Source organism: Propioniciclava flava (assembly GCF_004126535.1).
Lineage (GTDB): Bacteria > Actinomycetota > Actinomycetes > Propionibacteriales > Propionibacteriaceae > Propioniciclava > Propioniciclava flava.
Genome location: NZ_PPCV01000003.1, coordinates 87,731 through 105,868, shown reverse-complemented (window position 1 = coordinate 105,868; position 18,138 = coordinate 87,731). Strand labels below are relative to the sequence as shown.

Here is an 18,138-nt window from a genome sequence, read left to right as displayed (position 1 = left end):
GAACATCTCTCGGGGGTAATCCAATGAAGCGAAGAATCCAGACCCTTGCGCTCGCGTGCGCGTCGGTGCTGGCGATGATCGTGGCGCTCGTCGGCGTCCCGACCTCGGCGGCGGCGGCCCCGCCCGACAACGAGGTGCAGCGCACGGCCAACATTTTCCAGTACGTGTCCGACACGGGGACTGCGGTCTTCCCGCTCTCCCCGGACGCGGGCACCACGAACAACGGCCCGTTCTGGCGGGGCGCGGCGTCGGGATCCTCCCCGGGGTACACTACGACGGAAACATGACGTTCTGGACGCAGCCCGGCACGGCTGGGACGGTCGTCAACGATGCGGCGGCCAACGCGGTGTACGCGTCGTCGGTCGATGGCCCGAGTGAACTACCTGCCTACGCCGCTGATGGTTCGGCGACGCGGATCGGTTCCTGGGTCCTCCCCCAGGGCAAGGTGTGGTCGACCAGCAGCAAGGCTGCGGTGACTCTGCGACTGGATGATCCCTCGTTCGCGGGCGTCGTCCGCCCGTTGAAGGTGTCGTTGGCCCCTCGCTCGGCGTTGACGCCGGTCAACCTGTGGGTACTCAATCAGAACAGCGCGATCTCGACGTTCTACGGTTTGACGCTGGCCACGGCGAAGGATCAGCACCAAACGATCGAGACGGAGCCGACGACCGGCACGTTCACGGGCGCCGTCACGCCGGGCTCCTGCATTCTCCAGGGGCCGTCGAGTTCCGCTGAGACGATGTTCAAGGCCTGCGCTGGCTTCACCCTCTCGCTGGTGGACGCCGACGGGCAGATCGTGCCGACTGGCACCGCCGTGGCCCTGTATGGCACCGTCGCCGGTGCGCGCACGCAGATCGGCACCTGGGTGTCGGATGGCTCCAAGGTCACCTATTCGATCACGTCCACTGAGATGCCATCGGCGATCGAACCCGTTTCGTACACCGCCGTGGACACTCGTCCCTCGGGGTTCAGCGGTTGGTGGGAGCAGTCGGTCACATTGGCGAATAACACCAACGGTGACAAGGCCACTTACGACGTCGCCAAGCTCTACCTCACCCCGGTCATTCACGGGTCGGTCTCCTGATCCAAGGTGGATGCCTCCGATCAGACGCTGCTGACCGGTTCGACCTGGAAGATCGAGGGCCCGGACGGCTACGCGGTGACCGTGGCGGACGGCGTCGCCCCCAACACTGCGACGACGCCCGGACGGTTCCTCGTGGAGGGCCTCAATGTGGGGGACTACACCTTGACCGAACTGACCGCGCCGCAGGGCTATCTGCGCGGCGACGCGGCTCGCCGGTTCTCGGTAACGGCGGACGTCCCGAACGCGGTGCTGGGCGACGTCACGAACGCGAAGACGGTGCCCTCGCCGACGCCGACGCCGACGCCGACGCCCACCCCGACTCCGACCGAGACGCCCACGGTGGTTCCTACGCCGACCCCGACGAGCGGCTCCCCGGTGCCGTCGGCGTCCCCGTCTGCGACGGCGACCCCCGGTGGGCAACTGCCGAGGACGGGTGCTGACGGCCAGGTGCTGATGCTCGCCGGTGGCGGTGCGCTCGTGGTGGCGGCTGGTGTTGCGCTGGTGGTTGCGGCTCGCAGGCGTGTGCGCGACTGACGCTCACACGGGCTCCGCATGACAACGCGGCCGGATCCTTCTTCAGGATCCGGCCGCGTTGCGTTGTCGGGAAGGGTTACTCGGCGAGGCCGTAGAGGCGATCGCCAGCGTCGCCCAGCCCGGGGACGATGTAGCCGTGCTCGTTGAGGTGGTCATCGACGGCGGCGACCACGAGCGTGCAAGGGACGTCGATCGGGTCGACGAGGCGCCGCATGTTCTCGATGCCCTCGGGGGCGGCGAGCAGGCAGATACAGGTGATGTGGTCGGCGCCCCGGTCGACCAGGAACTTCACGGTGCCGCCGAGGGAGCCGCCCGTGGCGAGCATCGGGTCGAGCACGTAGCACTGGCGTCCGGACAGGTCATGCGGGAGGCGCTCGGCGTAGGTGAAGGGCTGCAGCGTCTCTTCGTCGCGGACCATGCCCACGAACCCGACCTCCGCGGTCGGCATGACCCGCATCATGCCTTCCAGCATGCCCAGCCCGGCGCGCAGGATCGGCACCACCAGCGGAAGCGGATGCGACAGCCGCGGGCCGATCGTGGTCGTGATGGGGGTGCGCACCTCGACGTCCTCGACACGGACTTCGCGGGTGGCTTCGTAGGCGAGCAGCGTCATCAACTCGTCGACCAGGCGCCGGAACGTCGGCGAATCAGTGGTCACGTCCCGCAGTAGGCGGACCTTGTGAGCGACGAGCGGATGGTCAACGGCGATGAGTTCCACGCCCCCATTGTGGCAGCCACGGCGTCGATGAGTGCCGCGGATCAAGGTTGTCCACGGCGTGCCGAACCGGGTGGAGTCTGAGACGATGGAACCCGACGAAAGGAGCCACCATGGCCGGAGACGACGACTACGACGCCGACCTCGCTGACCGCGGCGACGACCGGCCAGGTGTGGACGAGGCGAACGACGACGATTTCTCCGCGTTGGGGCTCGACGACGACTTTGACGATGACGATGACGAGGACTACCCCGACGATGCGGCGGAGGACGAAATCGACCTGGTCGCCGCCCTGTACCGCGAGGACGGGACGCCTGTCGTCCAGTCCTTGGAGTTGGAGTTGGCCAATGACCTGGATGCGCTGATCGAGGCGCTACGGCGTATGCCCGGCGACGCGGGCGCGGTCGGCATGGTCAGCATCGATCAGGATGTGTTCGTGATCGTGCGCGTGCGCGGGCGGATCGTCCAGTTGATGCTGTCGGATTCGATCGCCGCACAGGATTGGCCCATCGCGCGTGACGCCGTCGACTACCTCGGTGTGGACGTCCCGGACGAGGAGGACGATTCCGAGCCGGTCGGCGATCTGGATCTGTTCGCCGACGCCGGGCTTCCCGAGATGGAGATGGAAGCCATCTGCGAGGAGTCCGACGACTCGCTGGAGGCGCTGGAGGAGATCGGCGAGAAGCTCGGGTTCGGGTCGGCGCTGTCGAAGATCGTCGCCGCCCTCGACCTGTAGGCACCCATGCCGGGCGCGCTACAGCCGGATGGGTCGGCGTCCGCGGCGGGCGCATCGCGCTGGCAGCCCGCCATGCGCGAGGCACTCGACTGTGCGCGGCGGGCTGGCGCCTGGGGGGACGTGCCGATCGGGGCGCTCGTCCTGGACGCCTCGGGTGCCGTGGTCGCCACGGCAGCGAACGAACGCGAACTGACCGGTGATCCGACCGCTCACGCGGAGGTGCTGGCCCTACGCCGGGCGTCCGCGGCTCTGGGGGAGCGTCACGGGGAGCGCGGCTGGGATCTTGCGGGCTGCACGTTGGTGGTGACGTTGGAGCCGTGCGCCATGTGCGCCGGAGCCCTCGTGAATGCCCGAGTGGATCGGCTCGTCTACGGCGCCCACGACCCCAAGGCCGGCGCGGTCACGTCCCTCTTCGACATCGTCCGCGACCCGCGGTTGAACCATCGCGTCGAGGTGATCTCCGGGGTGCTGGCCCAGGAGTCCAGCGCCCTGTTGCAGGCCTTCTTCCGGGGGCAGCGATGAGGCCGCCACGATGGCCGCCGACTTCGCGGCCCGCTACCCGGAGGCGTCAGCGTCAGTTCAGGTTGTGCTGGAACCGCAGGCCACCACCACTTGGGAGAACGTTGGGTATGCCGCCGATCTGATTCCGGCTGGTGGCGTCGTCAGGATCGTCTCCGATCCGTACCACGTGCCGCGCGCCAGCCAGTACTGGGCGCGACGGTTCCCGGACCGTGCGGGTGAGTTGCGCCCCGGCGCCTCCGGTCGGTTCGGGGAGCACCCCCTGTTGGCGACGGGGGCGCTGGTCTATGCGAGGCTGGTGCGTCCGGTGCGGGGCAGGCTGACGCGTCCGCGACGCCGGTGAGCCGCGGGTGGGGCCCGGTGTCGGATTGGCGCCGGGGCGGGCCGAAACGATAAGGTCTTCGACGGTGGCGTGTCCGAGCGGCCGAAGGAGCGCGCCTCGAAAGCGCGTGATGGGTCTCCCATCCGTGGGTTCAAATCCCACCGCCACCGCCACGGGCTGTTCACGAAAGTGATCGGCCCGTCTTCACGAAAGTCAGGAACGTCGTCCCGCGTGCGGGGCAGCGTTCTTCGTTGTGGGGGCTGATACTCATCGTCACCCACAACGTGGGTGTGATGTTCGGCCGATGCGTCCGGCGGGAACGGCGACGCCCCGGCCTGTACGTCAAGGCCGGGGCGTCGTCACGTCAGGGCTGCAGCGGCCCCAGGTCGACGTCGAAGTTGTCGCCCAACGATGGGTGATCGGGCACGGTCGTGCGGATGATCGATCCGTCCTGGCGTACCGATCCGGCAATGTCGCGCAGCAGCGGACGCCCGGTCAGGTTCCGAATCGGATCGAGCGTGACCCGTAGCGGCGCGTCCCGCGTCACGGTCACCGGACGACCCTGCACCACGAGGTCGATCTCGGGTGCGTCGCCCGTCTCGAGAGTAAAGGTGATCGAATCGTGCAGCACGTGCACGCGGATCCGGTTGCCGTGCAGCGTCATGCGGTACGTCAAGGACTCCCAGTCCCGCGGCAGGCGCGGATCGAACGACCACACGCCCAGGTAGTCGCGCATGCCGCCGAACCCGGCGACCAGCGCGTTCCACACCCCGCCTACCGACGCGACGTGGACGCCCGCGTCCGCGTTGTGGTGCAGGTCGGCCAGGTCGACGTAGACGGCGGACGCAAAGTAGGTCTCGGCCAGGTCCGCGTACCCGACCTCGGCGGCGATGATCGACTGGACGACCGCCGACAGCGTCGAGTCGCCGGTGGTCAGCGGGTCGTAATACTCGAAGTCGGCCCGCTTCTCCTCCGGGGAAAACTCGTCGCCTTGCAGGTGGAGGGCCAGCACGACGTCGGCCTGCTTGAGGACCTGGTGACGGTAGATCACCAGCGGGTGATAGTGCAGCAGGAGGGGCAGCTTGTCCGCGGGAGTGTTGGGCAGATCCCACATCTCCTTGGACAGGAAGTCGTCGTCTTGCGGATGGATGCCCAAGCGCTTGTCGAAGGGCACATGCATGCCTTCGGCGACCCGCTCGAACGTATCGATCTCTTCCTCGGTGAGCGCCAGCCGATTCAGCACCTGCCGGTAAGCAGCCTCATCCGTGTGGGCGAGCCAGCGCAGGTTCCGCGCCGCCGCACGCAAGTTGGCGCGTGCCATCACGTTCGTGAACAGGTTGTCGTTGACGACGGTGGTGTACTCGTCGGGACCCGTCACCCCGTAAATGTGGAAGGCGTCCTCATCGGTGCCCGCGGTCTTGCGCCAAAAGCCCAGGTCAGCCCACAGTCGGGCAGTCTCCACCAGAATGTCGATCGCCTCACGTTTGAGGAACGACCGATCCCCGGTCGCCGCCACATACTGCGACACCGCATGGGAGATGTCGGCGTCGATGTGGTACTGCGCGGTGCCCGCCGCATAGTAGGCGGACGCCTCCTCACCGTTGATCGTCCGCCACGGATACAGCGCACCGCGCTGGTTCAACTCGACGGCCCGGCGGCGTGCGGCGTCCAGCATCGTGTACCGGAACCGCAGCGCATTACGGGCGTAACTCGGCGACGTGTAGGTCAGGAACGGCAGGACGTACACCTCGGTGTCCCAGAAGTAGTGCCCGTCGTAGCCAGAACCGGTGACGCCCTTCGCCGGGACGCCCGTCCCCTCCGCCCGCGCTGAGGCTTGGATCAACTGGAACAGGTTCCAGCGCACCGCCTGCTGCAGGGCGGGCTGGCCCTCGATCTCGACGTCGCTGCGCTCCCAGAAATCGTCCAGCCAGGCGCGCTGTTTGGTGAAAATTGTCTCGACGCCGTCCGCGGCGACACGATCCAGCGTCCGGCGGCAACGATCCACCAGTTCGACCGGCGGGATGCGGCGCGACGTGTGATAGCTGACCGTCTTCGTGATCCGCAGCGTGGTGCCCTGGGTGGCCTGGACGCGAAACACCCGCTTGGCGAGGTCCTGCTCGACCTGCGTCTTCACCTCGTAGGCGTCGGTCGTCTCGATGCGGTGATCGGCGGCCACCGCCAGCGTCATGCCCGACTCGGTGACCCGGTAGCCGAGCACCACGCGGTTGCCCGCCTCGTCGTGGAGGACCGGCTGCAGGACGCGTCCGGTCAGGCTGGCGCCGCGTCGCGGATCAAACCCGCTCCCCATCGCCGTCGAACTCATGTGGTACTCGTCGAAGCCGTCTTGCCGGTTCAGGATCTGCGCGCTGACGACCACGGGCGCGTCGGCGTCCAGGAGTGTCACCTCCAGATCCAGGACGGCCAGATGCCGCTCCGCGAACGACACCAGGCGCCGCGACTTCACGTGAACATGCTTGCCGGAGGGGGTACGCCACAACAGTTCGCGGGTCAGGACGCCGTCGCGGAACGACAGGGACCGCTCGTAGGACTGGAGGTCGGCCACGCTGATGAGCAGGGGCTCGTCGTCGACGTAGAGCCGCATGATCTTCGCGTCGGGCACGTTGACGATCGACTGGCCGACCTTCGCGAACCCGTAGGCGTCCTCGGCGTGGCGGATCGGCCACACCTCATGGAAGCCGTTGATGAACGTGCCATGGGTGTGCGCGTCCCGCCCGTCTTCGACGTTGCCACGCAACCCCAGATAGCCGTTGCCGACAGCAAACAGCGTCTCGTTCTTGCCCAGATCCCCCGGCTCGTAACGCGTTTCGCGCAGGGCCCACGGATCCACGGGGTAGCGGGACCGGTCGAGCGGATCCCCCGACAGGGTGGCGGTCATGCGTGTGCTCCGTTCACGTCGTCGACGAGTTCAGCGAGGTCTTCGACTACCGTGTCGGCACCCTTGGCCAGCAGCGACTCCCGGCCCGCGCCACGGTCCACCCCGAGCACATGCCCGAAGTGGCCCGCGTGCCCGGCTTCGACGCCGGAGTGGGCGTCCTCCACCACGACCGCGCGCGAGGCAGGGACGCCGAGCTGTTCCGCGGCGTACAGGTAGGTGTCGGGGGCAGGCTTGCCGGGGATGCCATGCTCGGCTGCCACCACGCCGTCGACGATCACCGTGAAGCGATCCATCAATCCGGCGGCCCTCAAGACGGGGCGGGCGTTCTTGGAGGACGACACCACCGCCACTTGGACGCCGCCGCGCCGCGCGAGGGCGTCCAAGAAGGCGACGCTGCCCGGATAAGGCGCGACACCGTCGGCATCGAGCACGGCGGTGAACACGGCGTTCTTCCGGTTCCCGAGCCCGCAGACCGTGTCGGCGTCGGGGGAGTCGTCCGGCTCGCCGTAGGGCAGGTCGATGCCGCGGGACGTCAGCAGCGCCGCCACCCCCTCATAACGGGGCTTGCCATCGATGTAATCGAAGTAGTCCTGCGCTGTGTACGCGGTGGCCCCTCGCTCGGCGAGGAACGGTTCGAACAGGCGCGCCCAGGCGCGCCTGTGCACCTCGGCGGTCGGCGTCAGGACGCCGTCCAGGTCGAACAAGACAGCGTCCAGCGGATCAAACGTGGTCAACGGGGCCCCCAGGAAAACGCGCGGCAGAATGCCTCACCGATTCTGCCAGCCCCCACCCCGGAGCGGGAGCGTCGACGTTACAGACGTGCATCGCTTGTCCCCTCCCGGTGGTGTGCGGCGGTGCGGCTAGCATGCGGGCATGGGGCATCCGGCAGGCACTGAGGACGTGGCGATCGGCGGGGACATGATCCGGCTAGGACAGTTCCTCCAAGTGGCGGGCCTTCTCGACACGGGAGGGCAGGCCAAGCAGGTGATCGCCGACGGCGAAGTCCGCGTCAACGGTGAGACCGAGACGCACCGCGGCCGTCAACTCCACCACGGGGACGTGGTCTCGCTGGGCGGAGTGTCGGTGCGCATCCAGCCTTGAGGTGCAGAAGGCTCACCGGCACGGGCCGGTGAGGTCACGCCCTGCGGGAACGGGCTAGATCGACACCCAGGGAAGCGCGGTGTCCTCGTGTGCGACGGAGGCCATGGCGCGCATGACGCTGGCGATGTGCGCTCGGGCCGCGTTGGCGGCCGCGTCGGGATCGCGTGACTCCACCGCGTCGATGATCGCCAGATGCTGTTTGACCGACTCCGCTGGGCGCCCGGGCATGAGCGCGAGCCGGAACTGGTAGCGGACGATCTGGGCGTTGAGCGTCTCGAGGAGCTTGGCTGCGGGGAGTTGACCGCTGCATCGCGTGAGCCAGTCGTGCAGGGACCGGTTGAGTGTCGAATAGCCCAAGTGGTCACCCGCCGCGACGGCCGCTTCCATATCGACGCCGATCTGGCGCAGTTCCGCGACCTCGGCGTCGGTGGCTCGCCGGGTGGCATGAGCGGCGCACAGTGCCTCCAGAACGGCGCGGCATTCGGTGATCTGGATGGCTTCGTCGAAGCTCACCTCGCGAATGCGGGCCCCCCGATGGGGGATGCGCTCGACCAGTCCGGCGTTGGTCAGGTCGACCAGGGCGCTGCGGACGGAACCGCGCGTGACGCCGAAGCGTTCCGCCAACTCTGCTTCGGTCAGGCGTTGCCCCGGCGCGAACTCGCCCCGGCGTAGCCCCTCGCGCAGGGCAGCCTCAGCCTTCCTGCGGCCTTCGTCTCCCGACACCGACATGACTCCACCTCCTGGTTCCTCGTTCCGCCCGTCCGATTATCCGTTGGTGATCCTGCCAATCCAAGTTGTGACTAAAACGCGCACGAAGTTGCGCGCGAGATTGTTAACAATCTATGGTGGAGGGCAGGAGGTACACATGTCACTACCTGTTCGCCTCCGGGGTGGTCTATGCGGGCACCGTCTTGCCGATCCTGGTCGCTATCGCGGCAGCAGCGGGTTTTCCTCCCTACCCGGCGCTCATGCTGCTGGCCATGGTGTCGATCTACGGCGGGCAGGTGACGCACTACTCGGGGACGCTCAGCCCGGTGCTGTTCGGCGTGGGCTACGTGAGTCAGAACAAATGGTGGGCCATGAGCCTGGCCATGGCTTTGATCTGGGCCGTGATCAGCTTCGTGGTCGGCATCCCATGGTGGGGACTGCTGGGACTGTTCTGACCGGCGCGCCGCGTACGGGGTGGATGCGGCGGGGGCGGGGTACCTGAGGCTCGGGTACCCCGCCCTCTGACGTGGGCGGATTCGGCAACCACGGATGGAACCTGAGCGTAGGGCCCACTCGAAACGATAAAATCGTGCGGGGGTGCCGATGAGCCTGGACGTGATGCTGCTGTTCGGAGCCGTCGTGGTGCTCGCAGCAGCACTCGCCGCCCGACTCGGTTCCCGGCTCGGGCTCCCCTCACTGTTGCTGTTCCTCGGGCTCGGGCTGGCCCTGGAGGTTGCGGGCATCAAGATGACCGACGCCTCGCTGGCCCATTCGCTCGGCTTCATCGCGTTGGTGTTCATCCTCGCCGAGGGCGGCTTCACCACACGGTGGGCCGACATCAAAGGCTCACTCAGCGTTGCCGGGCTGCTGGCGACGGTCGGCGTCGTCATCTCCATCGGCCTGGTCGCGACCCTGTGCTACGTCGTGCTCGACTACGACCTACCCCAGGCCGTCTTGATCGGGGCCATCATGGCCCCCACCGACTCTGCCGCCGTGTTCTCCGTGCTGCGCGGGCTGCCCTTGCCCGCGCGCGTCCGCTCGGTTCTGGAGGGCGAATCCGGCCTCAATGACGCCCCCGTGGTGTTGCTGGTGTCCGCGGCGACAGCCTGGACGATGGGGGATCTCCCCGAAGGTGGGGTCGCGGGCGTCGCGAGCATGATCCTGGTCGAACTCGTCGGCGGCATCATCCTGGGCGCCGTCTTGGGGTACCTAGGGGCCCGGATCCTCAAAGCCGTCGCGCTGCCCGCGTCCGGGCTTTACCCCCTATCGGCGCTCGCGGTGGTGGTGATCGCCTACGGCAGCGGGGTCGTGTTGCACCTGTCCGGGTTCGCGGCCGTCTACGTTGCCGCCGTCATTTTGGGCAACAGCGCCTTGCCGCACCGCAACGCCACCCGCTCGTTCGCCGAGGGCATCGGCTGGATCTCCCAGATCGGGCTGTTCGTCATGCTCGGCATGATGGCGCGGCCAGAACTGCTGACCGGGCAGATGGTGATCGAATCCCTCGTCATCGGCACCTTCTTGACGTTCGTCGCGCGGCCGGTGTCCGTGGCGCTGTGTTCGGTGTGGTTCAAGGTTCCCTGGCGTGAACAGGCCTTCATCTCGTGGGCCGGATTGCGGGGCGCCGTTCCCATCATCATGGCGACGGTGCCGCTGGCGGCAGGAGCCCCCTCCGCGGAACGGATCAGCGAGGAAGTGCTGGTCTTCGTGGTCGTGTTCACCCTCATGCAGGGCCCGAGCCTGCCCTGGGTGGCACGCAAGCTCGGCATCGTTGACGACGCGGCCGCCCTCGACATTGAGGTCGAGGTGGCACCGTTGGATCGGATCCAAGCCGACTTCATGCAGGTGAAGGTCCCCGACGGATCCAAACTGCACGGGGTCACGGTCGGGGAACTACGCCTCCCGCGCTTCACCGTGATCTCGGTCATCTTGCGGGACGGGCACCCGCTCGTCCCCTCCGCCCTGGACCGCATTCAGGCGGGCGACGAACTGATGGTCGTGGTGCCGTCGGCGTCCCGCGCCGTCACCGAGAAGCGCTTCCGGGAGGTGGGGCGCTACGGACGCCTGGCCCGGTGGCTGCGTCAGTGACAGGCTCTGGGCCGACGCGACAGCGGCGCGTTACTCGCCGATGTCAACGGTCTTAATCTGCGGGATGCACGCCGTGCCGTCGGGCAACGGCACCGACAGATTGGGCTGCTCTACTGCGGAGGGTTGTTCGTTACCGATGATGACGTCCACCGTGCGGTCGATCCGACCGTCGGCCTTGAAATCAACGTTGGTCAGCGACTTACGGACCAGCACCACCTCGGGGCTGTCCTCGGAGTGCCCCACGACAAGGGAGCGCGGGTAGTCGTTGCGGTCGGCATTGACGCGGCGCACCACCTTGAAGCCGTCGGCCGACAAAATGGAGCCCAGACGCTTGGCCAGACCGTTGGTCGCGGACCCGTTGAAGACCTGCACGTACACGTGTTCAGGCGTCAATGTGGGCCCGATCTGCTGAACGACGCACGGCTCCGGGGGACGCGGCGGGACCGGCTCGCGCACCGCAGCCCAACCCCAGTTGGCGGCGATCAGCACCAAGGCGAGTAGCAGCACCAGCGTGACGGGCGTCTTGAACGTCCGCACGACCTGATTCGTGTCCATGCCTTGCCTTTCCCAGCGTTGCGCGGCCAGCCTACTTCGTTGCGTCGATTCAGTCGCGCACCGTGCCGCTAACCTGTCGCTCATGAGTGACGCGACGCAGGTCATCAAGGACGGCTACACGTTCGACGCAGACTCCATCGAACTCGGTGCCCTCGTGGAGGACGGTCAGCCCGTCCCCGAGGTGAAGATCCGGATCAGCTTGTCGATGCTCAACCGGCACGGCCTCGTGGCGGGCGCCACCGGCACCGGCAAGACCAAGACGTTGCAGCTCATGACCGAACAGATCAGCAAGGCAGGCGTCCCGGTGTTCGCCGCCGACATCAAGGGTGACCTGTCGGGGCTCGCGATCCCGGGGCAGTCCAGCGAAAAGCTGGTGGCTCGCACCAAGGCGATCGGTCAGGACTACGTTCCCTCAGGCAACCCGGTCGAGTTCTACGCGCTCGGCGGCCAAGGCATGGGGGTTCCGCTGCGCGCCACGATCAGCTCGTTCGGCCCCCTCCTCCTGAGCAAGGTGCTCGGCTTGAATGCGACGCAGGAGTCGTCCTTGTCGCTGGTGTTCTCCTACGCCGACCAGCACAACCTGCTGCTGCTCGACCTCAAAGACCTCAACGAACTGCTGAAGTTCCTCGTCTCCGAGGACGGCAAGCCGGAACTGGCCAACATCGGCGGTCTGGCGAAGGCGACCGTGGGCGTCATCCAGCGGCAACTCTCGGCTCTGGCCGCTCAGGGCGGGGACCAGTTCTTCGGCGAGCCAGAGTTCGACACCTCCGACCTGCTGAAGGTGACTGGGGACGGCAGGGGCGTCATCTCGCTGCTGGAATTGCCCAACCTGGCGGATCGTCCCGCCTTGTTCTCGACGTTCCTCATGTGGCTGCTGGCCGACCTGTACGCCCACCTCCCCGAGGCGGGCGACCTCGACAAGCCCAAGCTGGTGTTCTTCTTCGACGAAGCCCACCTCCTCTTCGATGGCGCCTCGAAGGCGTTCAACGACGCGATCGAGCAAACGGTGCGGCTCATCCGTTCCAAGGGGGTTGGGGTGTTCTTTGTGACGCAGACGCCCAAGGATCTCCCCGAGGACGTGCTCGCCCAACTCGGGTCGCGCGTCCAGCACCAACTCCGGGCGCACACCCCCAACGACGCGAAGGCGCTCAAGGCGACGGTGGCGACCTACCCGAAGGTCGACTACGACCTGGCGGAACGGCTCCAGCAACTCGGCATCGGCGAGGCGATCGTCACCGTCTTGAACCCGAAGGGTGCACCCACACCCGTGGCCTGGACGCGGATGCGCGCACCCGAGTCGTCCATGGATCCGCTCGATCCCGGGGCGATGGCCGGGGGAGTGGCCACCAGTTCGATGCAGGCCAAGTACGGCACCCCGGTGGATCGCGAGTCCGCCTACGAGATTCTCAACGCCAAGCTGCAAGCCGGGGCGGAAGCGGCGGCGGCCGAGCAGGCCGCGAAGGATCAGGCGAAGGCCGACGCGGAACAGGCGAAGGTAGCCGCCGCCCAGGCCAAGGCTGAGGCCGCCGCGCAACGCGAGGCCGACCGGGCGCAGCGCGAAGCTGAGCGCGCCCAACGTCCCCAGGGCCGGGCGCCTCGGGAGAAGTCGTTCATCGAGCAGATCACCGAGAACACGATGGTGCGCCAGATGGCCCGTTCGGCCGCCCGGGAGATCACCCGCTCCATCTTCGGCACGGGTCGGCGGCGTTGAGCGCAGGGTCGGACGCCTCCTCGCACCCCGTCGGCGGCACACAGGGCGACCCGGCTCGCCTTCCGCGTCCGGCGCTGGCGCTGTTCGACCTGGACGGCACGCTGCTGCACGAAACCGAGTGGCTGCCCGGCGCTCGGACGGTGCTCGACCTGCTGACCGCGGCTGGTGTCCCGATCGCCTTCTGCTCGGGGCGGACCCTCGCCTCCTTGAAGGTGCTCGTGGAGGACCTGCCCGAGATCGGACACCTGGCGGGCAACGGCGGGACTCTGATCGAGGCCCGCGGGCCGCAGGGTTGGCGTCCGCTTGCCAGCCATGGGTTGGACGCCGACACGGTCGCCGCGACGCTGGACTGGACGCAGTCTCGCGGCCTGGAGACGTGGATGTTCACCCGCACCGAATGGATCGTGTCGCAGGAGTCCGAAACGGTCGTGTGGGACGCCTCGGTCACCGGGTCGCGCTACCGCGTGGGCGGCCTGGACGAGGTCACCGACGTGGTGAAAATGGCGGTCGTCCCGCACGACGACGCGCAGCGTGCCCTGGCCTATGAGCTGCCCATTTCCGGCGTGGAAGTCGCCCGGGCTCACCCGCGCATCCTCGATCTGGTGCCCACCAGCGCGCTGCGGTTCAAGGGTGCCGAGGCGATCGTGGCCGATCTGGGTGTCGCCTGGGCGGACGTGTGGGCGGCGGGCGATGGCCAAAACGACCTGGGCATGCTCGGCGCGACCGGGGTGTCGTTCCTGATGCCGCCCCTGCGCGTGGCGGACCTGAGCCCCGAGGGGCGTGGTGCGGGCGTCCGCGTCGAGGCCGATGACCTCAGCGTCGTGGTGGAGCACCTGGAGCGTGCGCTGGCGGCGTCTTAGGCGCCGCAAAAGAATTCACCTCCGGGGTGCCCCATGCCTCATTTTATGGATATACAAGAGAGGGAATCTGTTCCACACTGAAGGAGGAAGAGATTCATGACGCATGGTCATCTTCCGGCAGGCTGAGGCTCCTGGTGAGGCGCGCGTCGCTCTGCTGGGCATGAGTGGTGAAGGCTTCACTGACGGAAATCTCGACGAGGAGTGAACATGGAAAAGGACTCTTTGTCCCGTTGGATCGTGTTGTTTCTCGTTGGGTGCCTCAGCATGGGGTTGGCTTTGTGGTGCCTCACGCAGGCAACGGGGTGGCTGACGTATGCCACGTGGCCGCTCGCCGCTGTGGGGGGCGGCTGTCAGAGCCGGTCGCTCGGGGGGCTGTATCGGTTCTTCCAGGCTCAGGACCACGCTTAAGGCACGAAGCCGACCCGGGCGCGGGGGATTGACCCGCTGCGGCTACACGTCTAGCGTTGGGCGGCTATGCGTGATTTCCCTCCCGAGGTTCTGCCCGGCGATACGCCGACGTGGCGGAGCCCTCTCTCCTTCCTGACCTGGCTGGTGCGCGGTCAGGCGGGCCTGGTCACGCTCATGACGGTCCTGGTCGTGGTGTGGCAACTCCCCAGCGTGCTCAGCCCGCTGTTGCTGGGTCGTGCCATCGACGCGGGCATGATCGCCCGCGATCCGCTTGCCACAGCCGGATGGTCCGGGTTGCTGCTGCTCGCTGTCGTGGTCGGCGCGGCGGGCGGGATCCTGCAGCACACCTATGTGGTGCGCTCCTGGGTGATCGCGATCTATGAGACCCAAAGGCGGGTGGGGCACACGAGTGGACGCCTCGGGCATGTCCTGGGACGCCGCGTGCCCACCGGCGAGGTTCTCAGCGTCGCCAGTTCCGACTCCGACACGTTCGGGGCCACGCTCGAGGTTGCGTCGCGCTTCATCGGCGCGCTGATCTCCTTTGCTTTGGTGTGCGTGCTGATGTTCACGACGTCGCCGATGCTGGCCCTGGTCGTCATCGTTGTCAGCCCGCTGCTGCTGGCCGCGTCCACCCCGGTGCTGCGCCCCCTGAGCGCCGCCCAACGCGACGAGCGGACGCAGAACTCCGAACTGACATCCCTGGCCACCGACATCGTCGCCGGGCTGCGCATCCTGCGCGGTATTGGCGGGGAGGCGACTTTTGGCGCCAACTACGCCACGCAGTCGCAGAAGGTGCGGTTTCTCGGCGTCCGCGTCGGGACGTGGCAGGGCGTCGTCGAGGCGATCTCGGTGCTCGTTTCGGGGGTGCTGCTCGTCGCCTTGGTCTACTTGGGCACGCATGAGCTCAGCGCCGGACGCTTGACCGTCGGCCAACTCATCTCGTTCGTGGGCTACGCCCTCTACATGCTGTCCCCGCTGCAAACGTTCTTCGACTTCTCCCAAAAGTGGATCGCCGGGCTGGTCGCCGCCGCGAAAACCTCGGCGCTGTTGGGCGCTCAGTCGCCGTGGCGTTCCGGCGGCGCGCCCGTGGGCCCCTCGCCGCGGCTCGTCGATGAGGCGTCCGGGGTCGAGGTGATCCCCGGCCGGTTCCTGGCCGTCGCCAGCGCCGACCCGGACGCCTCCGCGGCGCTCGTGGACCGGCTGGGCCGTTACCTTCCCTCCCTGGCCGGTCGTCACGAGGAGGACGACGACGAAGAAGGCTTGCGGGGCAAGGCGCTGCGGCAGGCCCGCTCGGAGCGGGCAGCCCGCCGCGCCGTACAAGCGGCCCGCGACGAGGAGGCCGCCCAGCAGCGCTGGGGCGTGACTGCGGACGGCGTCGACCTGCGCGACGTCGACCTGGCCTCCCTGCGGAAGCGGGTGGTCGTCAGCGATACCGCGTCCATGCTGTTCGCGGGCACCCTACAAGAGGCCATCGACCCGTGGGGGCGCGCCACCCGCGACCGCGCCGAGGAGGCGCTGATCGCCGCGTCCGCCGAAGACGTGTTCGACGCCCTGCCCGGCGGCTGGCAGGGCACCATCGACGAGAAGGGACGCGGGCTGTCCGGCGGGCAACGCCAGCGGCTCATCCTCGCCCGCGCGCTGCTCGCCGACGCCGACGTGCTGTGCCTCGTCGAGCCCACCTCGGCCGTGGACGCGCACACCGAGGCGCGCATCGCGCCCCGCCTGGCCGCCTACCGAGAAGGCCGCACCACCGTGGTCACCACCGCGTCACCGCTGATCCTGCACCAAGCCGACGAGGTGGCCTTCCTTCAGGACGGCGTCCTGGTGGCCCGCGGCACCCACACCGACTTGCTGACCCGCCCCGACTACCGACGGGTCGTGGCCCGAGGAATGGAAGAGGGCGATGACTAGCACGCACACCTCAGCCGTCGCCAACCCGGCGCCAGAGGAACGGCTGCCCGGATCGGCGTCTACGTGGCGCGTGACGGCCCCCGAACCACGCATCCCGGCCGACCTGCACGTCGACACAACCCTGCCGCCCCGCGAGCGACTCGCCCGCTGGAAAGCCCGGCATGCCTTGCGCCGGACGCGTGCCCGCAGCGCGTTCGACGCGTCCCGCAACCCCGAACGGGGCCTGCCGGTGGCACCCGCCCGGCGTGCGTTCGCGTTCGTGCGAGAACTCGCCTCGACGCGGAAGGCCGGCGCGGTGGCGATGATCGGCCTGAACGTGGGCGCCGCGATCGCTGCACTCGTCGTCCCGCGCCTGCTGGGCAACCTCGTCGACGATGCCGCGCAAGGCGCGTCGCTCACCCAGACCGATCAGGTCCTGATGATCGTCATCGGCGTCGTTCTCGTGCAGGCGGTCCTCGCCGCTCTCGCGAAGCGGGCGTCCGCCGTGGTCGGCTACGACCTGCTCGCCTCGGCGCGCGAGTACGTCGTCGGCACCGTGCTGCGCCTGCCGTTGGGGCATGTGGAAGCGGCGTCCAGCGGCGACCTGGTCACCCGGATCACCTCCGACGTGTCCAAGATGAGCACGGCGGTGCGCTGGTCGCTCCCGGCCCTGGTCACCTCCTTGTCGATGGTGGCGCTGACGGTCGTGGCTTTGCTGCTCAACTCGCCGTTGCTGACGCTGCCGCTGATCGTGTCCGGGGTGATGCTGTTCTTCGCGGTGCGCCACTACCTGCGCAACGCGGCCCCCGGCTACATCGCCGAATCGGCCACCTACAGCAAGATCAACTCCACCATCACCGAGACGGTGGAGGGGACGCGCACCGTCGAGGCGCTGGGATTGCACGACATCCGCCAAGCGCGCCTAGACGACGACACTGCCGAATCCGCGCAAGCCGAGCGTTACACCATGTCGCTGCGGAACCTGCTGTTCATGTGGCTCGACTTGGCCTTCCAGTTGCCGCTGGTGCTCGTCGTCCTGCTGGGCACCTGGGGCTACGACGCGGGTCTGGTCACCATCGGCCAGGTGACCACCGCGGCGATCTACCTCCAGCAACTCGTCACCCCGCTGGACCGGCTCATTCAGGTGCTCGACCATCTCCAAGTCGGGGTGGCCGCAACCACGCGCCTGCTCGGCGTCGCGGAACTGCCCGATGACCGGACGCCGCGTGACCTCGTCCCGGTGGGCGCGGACGTGGTGGGGCGCGATCTGCGCTTCGCCTACCGGTCCGGCCACGACGTCCTGCACGGCATCGACCTGCACCTGCGCCCCGGTGAACGGCTCGCGATCGTCGGGCCGTCCGGCTCGGGCAAGTCGACGCTGGGACGCCTGGTGGCGGGCATCAACCGGCCGAGGACCGGTGAGGTGACCGTCGGCGACGTCGACGTGATGGATCTGCCGCTGCCGGTGCTGCGCACCCAGGTGTGCCTGGTCACCCAGGAGCATCACGTGTTCATGGGATCGCTGCGCGACAACGTCGTGCTGGCCCGCGAAGGTGACGCCACCGACGCGCAGGTCCGCGATGCCCTGGTCGCCGTCGACGCGGGCGACTGGGTCGACCGGCTGCCGCTGGGCCTGGATACCCCGCTGGGACGTGGCCGCACCGAACTCACCCCCGCCCAAGCCCAGCAGGTGGCGTTGGCTCGGCTGGTGATCGCCGACCCGCACACGCTGGTGCTGGACGAGGCGACGTCCCTCATCGATCCGGACACGGCCCGCCACCTGGAGGGCTCGATGACGGCGCTGCTCACCGACCGGACCGTCGTCGCGATCGCGCACCGGCTGCACACCGCCCACGACGCCGACCGGATCGCCGTCGTGATCGACGGGCGCATCGCCGAACTGGGATCCCACGACGATCTCCTCGCCGCCGATGGTGAGTATGCGCATCTGTGGCGCACCTGGCGTAGCTGACGTCACCGCAAGGATCTGGTTGGATACACGGCGAAGCGCCGTGA

18 protein-coding genes and 1 tRNA gene are annotated in these 18,138 nt (G+C 68.1%); 14 read left to right on the top strand and 5 right to left on the bottom strand.

The window, feature by feature from the left end:
• Positions 1-23 precede the first annotated feature (23 nt).
• From C1706_RS05240 to C1706_RS05230, 3 genes are read left to right on the top strand one after another with little or no spacing between them, the layout of a single operon-like run.
• A complete protein-coding gene (locus C1706_RS05240) occupies positions 24-287 on the top strand; it encodes a hypothetical protein (protein WP_129458179.1) in 264 nt (87 codons plus the stop codon).
• The gene (locus tag C1706_RS05235; protein ID WP_129458178.1) at positions 284-1,081 is read left to right on the top strand and encodes a hypothetical protein; all 798 of its coding nucleotides are present in this window, start codon (positions 284-286) and stop codon (positions 1,079-1,081) included. Before C1706_RS05240 ends, C1706_RS05235 begins: the two co-directional genes overlap by 4 nt.
• A 6-nt stretch (positions 1,082-1,087) precedes the next feature.
• Positions 1,088-1,615, top strand: coding sequence for a prealbumin-like fold domain-containing protein (locus C1706_RS05230; protein ID WP_129458177.1), 528 nt, complete (start codon positions 1,088-1,090; stop codon positions 1,613-1,615).
• 76 nt (positions 1,616-1,691) lie between these two features.
• Here the strand turns inward: C1706_RS05230 and upp are convergent, their stop codons facing one another.
• Positions 1,692-2,333: a uracil phosphoribosyltransferase gene (upp, locus tag C1706_RS05225; RefSeq protein WP_129458176.1), complete on the bottom strand. Its 642-nt coding sequence runs from the start codon at positions 2,331-2,333 to the stop codon at positions 1,692-1,694.
• A 110-nt stretch (positions 2,334-2,443) separates the two neighbouring features.
• On the opposite strand from upp, the gene C1706_RS05220 reads away from it, so the two are divergent.
• The 4 genes from C1706_RS05220 (at position 2,444) to C1706_RS05205 (ending at position 4,081) form a co-directional block, all read left to right on the top strand.
• On the top strand, positions 2,444-3,067 hold the full coding sequence (locus C1706_RS05220) for a tRNA adenosine deaminase-associated protein (RefSeq protein ID WP_129458175.1): 624 nt from the start codon (positions 2,444-2,446) through the stop codon (positions 3,065-3,067).
• Positions 3,068-3,139: 72 nt separating this feature from the next.
• Positions 3,140-3,589, top strand: a complete 450-nt coding sequence (locus C1706_RS05215; RefSeq protein ID WP_129458174.1) for a nucleoside deaminase — start codon at positions 3,140-3,142, stop codon at positions 3,587-3,589.
• A 10-nt stretch (positions 3,590-3,599) separates the two neighbouring features.
• Complete coding sequence (locus C1706_RS05210) at positions 3,600-3,929, top strand: ElyC/SanA/YdcF family protein (RefSeq protein WP_129458173.1); 330 nt, start codon at positions 3,600-3,602, stop codon at positions 3,927-3,929.
• A 63-nt stretch (positions 3,930-3,992) separates the two neighbouring features.
• Positions 3,993-4,081 (top strand) — tRNA-Ser (locus tag C1706_RS05205).
• A gap of 191 nt (positions 4,082-4,272) precedes the next feature.
• Here C1706_RS05205 and C1706_RS05200 read toward each other — a convergent pair.
• Together C1706_RS05200 and C1706_RS05195 are read right to left on the bottom strand one after the other, a co-directional pair.
• The gene (locus C1706_RS05200; RefSeq protein ID WP_129458172.1) at positions 4,273-6,804 is read right to left on the bottom strand and encodes a glycoside hydrolase family 65 protein; all 2,532 of its coding nucleotides are present in this window, start codon (positions 6,802-6,804) and stop codon (positions 4,273-4,275) included.
• Positions 6,801-7,538, bottom strand: a complete 738-nt coding sequence (locus tag C1706_RS05195; protein ID WP_241653443.1) for an HAD family hydrolase — start codon at positions 7,536-7,538, stop codon at positions 6,801-6,803. The genes C1706_RS05200 and C1706_RS05195 overlap by 4 nt, the downstream gene beginning before the upstream one ends.
• A 139-nt stretch (positions 7,539-7,677) precedes the next feature.
• Between C1706_RS05195 and C1706_RS05190 the strand changes: the two genes are divergently transcribed.
• A complete protein-coding gene (locus C1706_RS05190) occupies positions 7,678-7,905 on the top strand; it encodes an RNA-binding S4 domain-containing protein (protein ID WP_129458170.1) in 228 nt (75 codons plus the stop codon).
• A 54-nt stretch (positions 7,906-7,959) separates the two neighbouring features.
• Here C1706_RS05190 and C1706_RS05185 read toward each other — a convergent pair whose 3' ends face one another.
• Entirely contained in the window at positions 7,960-8,634 is a 675-nt protein-coding gene (locus tag C1706_RS05185; protein ID WP_129458169.1) for a GntR family transcriptional regulator, read from the bottom strand.
• 116 nt (positions 8,635-8,750) lie between these two features.
• On the opposite strand from C1706_RS05185, the gene C1706_RS05180 reads away from it, so the two are divergent.
• Positions 8,751-9,068, top strand: coding sequence for an anion permease (locus tag C1706_RS05180; RefSeq protein WP_164987440.1), 318 nt, complete (start codon positions 8,751-8,753; stop codon positions 9,066-9,068).
• Between the two features lie 148 nt (positions 9,069-9,216).
• Positions 9,217-10,698 carry a potassium/proton antiporter gene (locus C1706_RS05175; protein ID WP_129458167.1) on the top strand — a complete coding sequence of 494 codons (1,482 nt, stop codon included), beginning with the start codon at positions 9,217-9,219 and terminating at the stop codon, positions 10,696-10,698.
• Positions 10,699-10,728: 30 nt separating this feature from the next.
• Here C1706_RS05175 and C1706_RS05170 read toward each other — a convergent pair whose 3' ends face one another.
• Positions 10,729-11,253: a LytR C-terminal domain-containing protein gene (locus C1706_RS05170; protein ID WP_164987439.1), complete on the bottom strand. Its 525-nt coding sequence runs from the start codon at positions 11,251-11,253 to the stop codon at positions 10,729-10,731.
• An 82-nt stretch (positions 11,254-11,335) separates the two neighbouring features.
• Between C1706_RS05170 and C1706_RS05165 the strand changes: the two genes are divergently transcribed.
• From C1706_RS05165 to C1706_RS05150, 4 genes are all read left to right on the top strand, one after another.
• The gene (locus tag C1706_RS05165; protein ID WP_180316835.1) at positions 11,336-12,964 is read left to right on the top strand and encodes a helicase HerA-like domain-containing protein; all 1,629 of its coding nucleotides are present in this window, start codon (positions 11,336-11,338) and stop codon (positions 12,962-12,964) included.
• Complete coding sequence (locus C1706_RS05160; protein WP_129458164.1) at positions 12,961-13,824, top strand: HAD-IIB family hydrolase; 864 nt, start codon at positions 12,961-12,963, stop codon at positions 13,822-13,824. The genes C1706_RS05165 and C1706_RS05160 overlap by 4 nt, the downstream gene beginning before the upstream one ends.
• 474 nt (positions 13,825-14,298) lie before the next feature.
• On the top strand, positions 14,299-16,143 hold the full coding sequence (locus C1706_RS05155; RefSeq protein ID WP_129458163.1) for an ABC transporter transmembrane domain-containing protein: 1,845 nt from the start codon (positions 14,299-14,301) through the stop codon (positions 16,141-16,143).
• On the top strand, positions 16,136-18,094 hold the full coding sequence (locus C1706_RS05150) for an ABC transporter ATP-binding protein (RefSeq protein ID WP_129458162.1): 1,959 nt from the start codon (positions 16,136-16,138) through the stop codon (positions 18,092-18,094). The genes C1706_RS05155 and C1706_RS05150 overlap by 8 nt, the downstream gene beginning before the upstream one ends.
• Positions 18,095-18,138: the final 44 nt, after the last annotated feature.

Coding starts and splice junctions, on each gene's coding strand:
- C1706_RS05240 (WP_129458179.1), top strand. CDS start 24: ATGAAGCGAAGAATCCAGACCCTTGCGCTCGCGTGCGCGTCGGTGCTG.
- C1706_RS05235 (WP_129458178.1), top strand. CDS start 284: ATGACGTTCTGGACGCAGCCCGGCACGGCTGGGACGGTCGTCAACGAT.
- C1706_RS05220 (WP_129458175.1), top strand. CDS start 2,444: ATGGCCGGAGACGACGACTACGACGCCGACCTCGCTGACCGCGGCGAC.
- C1706_RS05215 (WP_129458174.1), top strand. CDS start 3,140: ATGCGCGAGGCACTCGACTGTGCGCGGCGGGCTGGCGCCTGGGGGGAC.
- C1706_RS05210 (WP_129458173.1), top strand. CDS start 3,600: ATGGCCGCCGACTTCGCGGCCCGCTACCCGGAGGCGTCAGCGTCAGTT.
- C1706_RS05200 (WP_129458172.1), bottom strand. CDS start 6,804: ATGACCGCCACCCTGTCGGGGGATCCGCTCGACCGGTCCCGCTACCCC.
- C1706_RS05190 (WP_129458170.1), top strand. CDS start 7,678: ATGGGGCATCCGGCAGGCACTGAGGACGTGGCGATCGGCGGGGACATG.
- C1706_RS05185 (WP_129458169.1), bottom strand. CDS start 8,634: ATGTCGGTGTCGGGAGACGAAGGCCGCAGGAAGGCTGAGGCTGCCCTG.
- C1706_RS05175 (WP_129458167.1), top strand. CDS start 9,217: ATGAGCCTGGACGTGATGCTGCTGTTCGGAGCCGTCGTGGTGCTCGCA.
- C1706_RS05170 (WP_164987439.1), bottom strand. CDS start 11,253: ATGGACACGAATCAGGTCGTGCGGACGTTCAAGACGCCCGTCACGCTG.
- C1706_RS05165 (WP_180316835.1), top strand. CDS start 11,336: ATGAGTGACGCGACGCAGGTCATCAAGGACGGCTACACGTTCGACGCA.
- C1706_RS05155 (WP_129458163.1), top strand. CDS start 14,299: ATGCGTGATTTCCCTCCCGAGGTTCTGCCCGGCGATACGCCGACGTGG.
- C1706_RS05150 (WP_129458162.1), top strand. CDS start 16,136: ATGACTAGCACGCACACCTCAGCCGTCGCCAACCCGGCGCCAGAGGAA.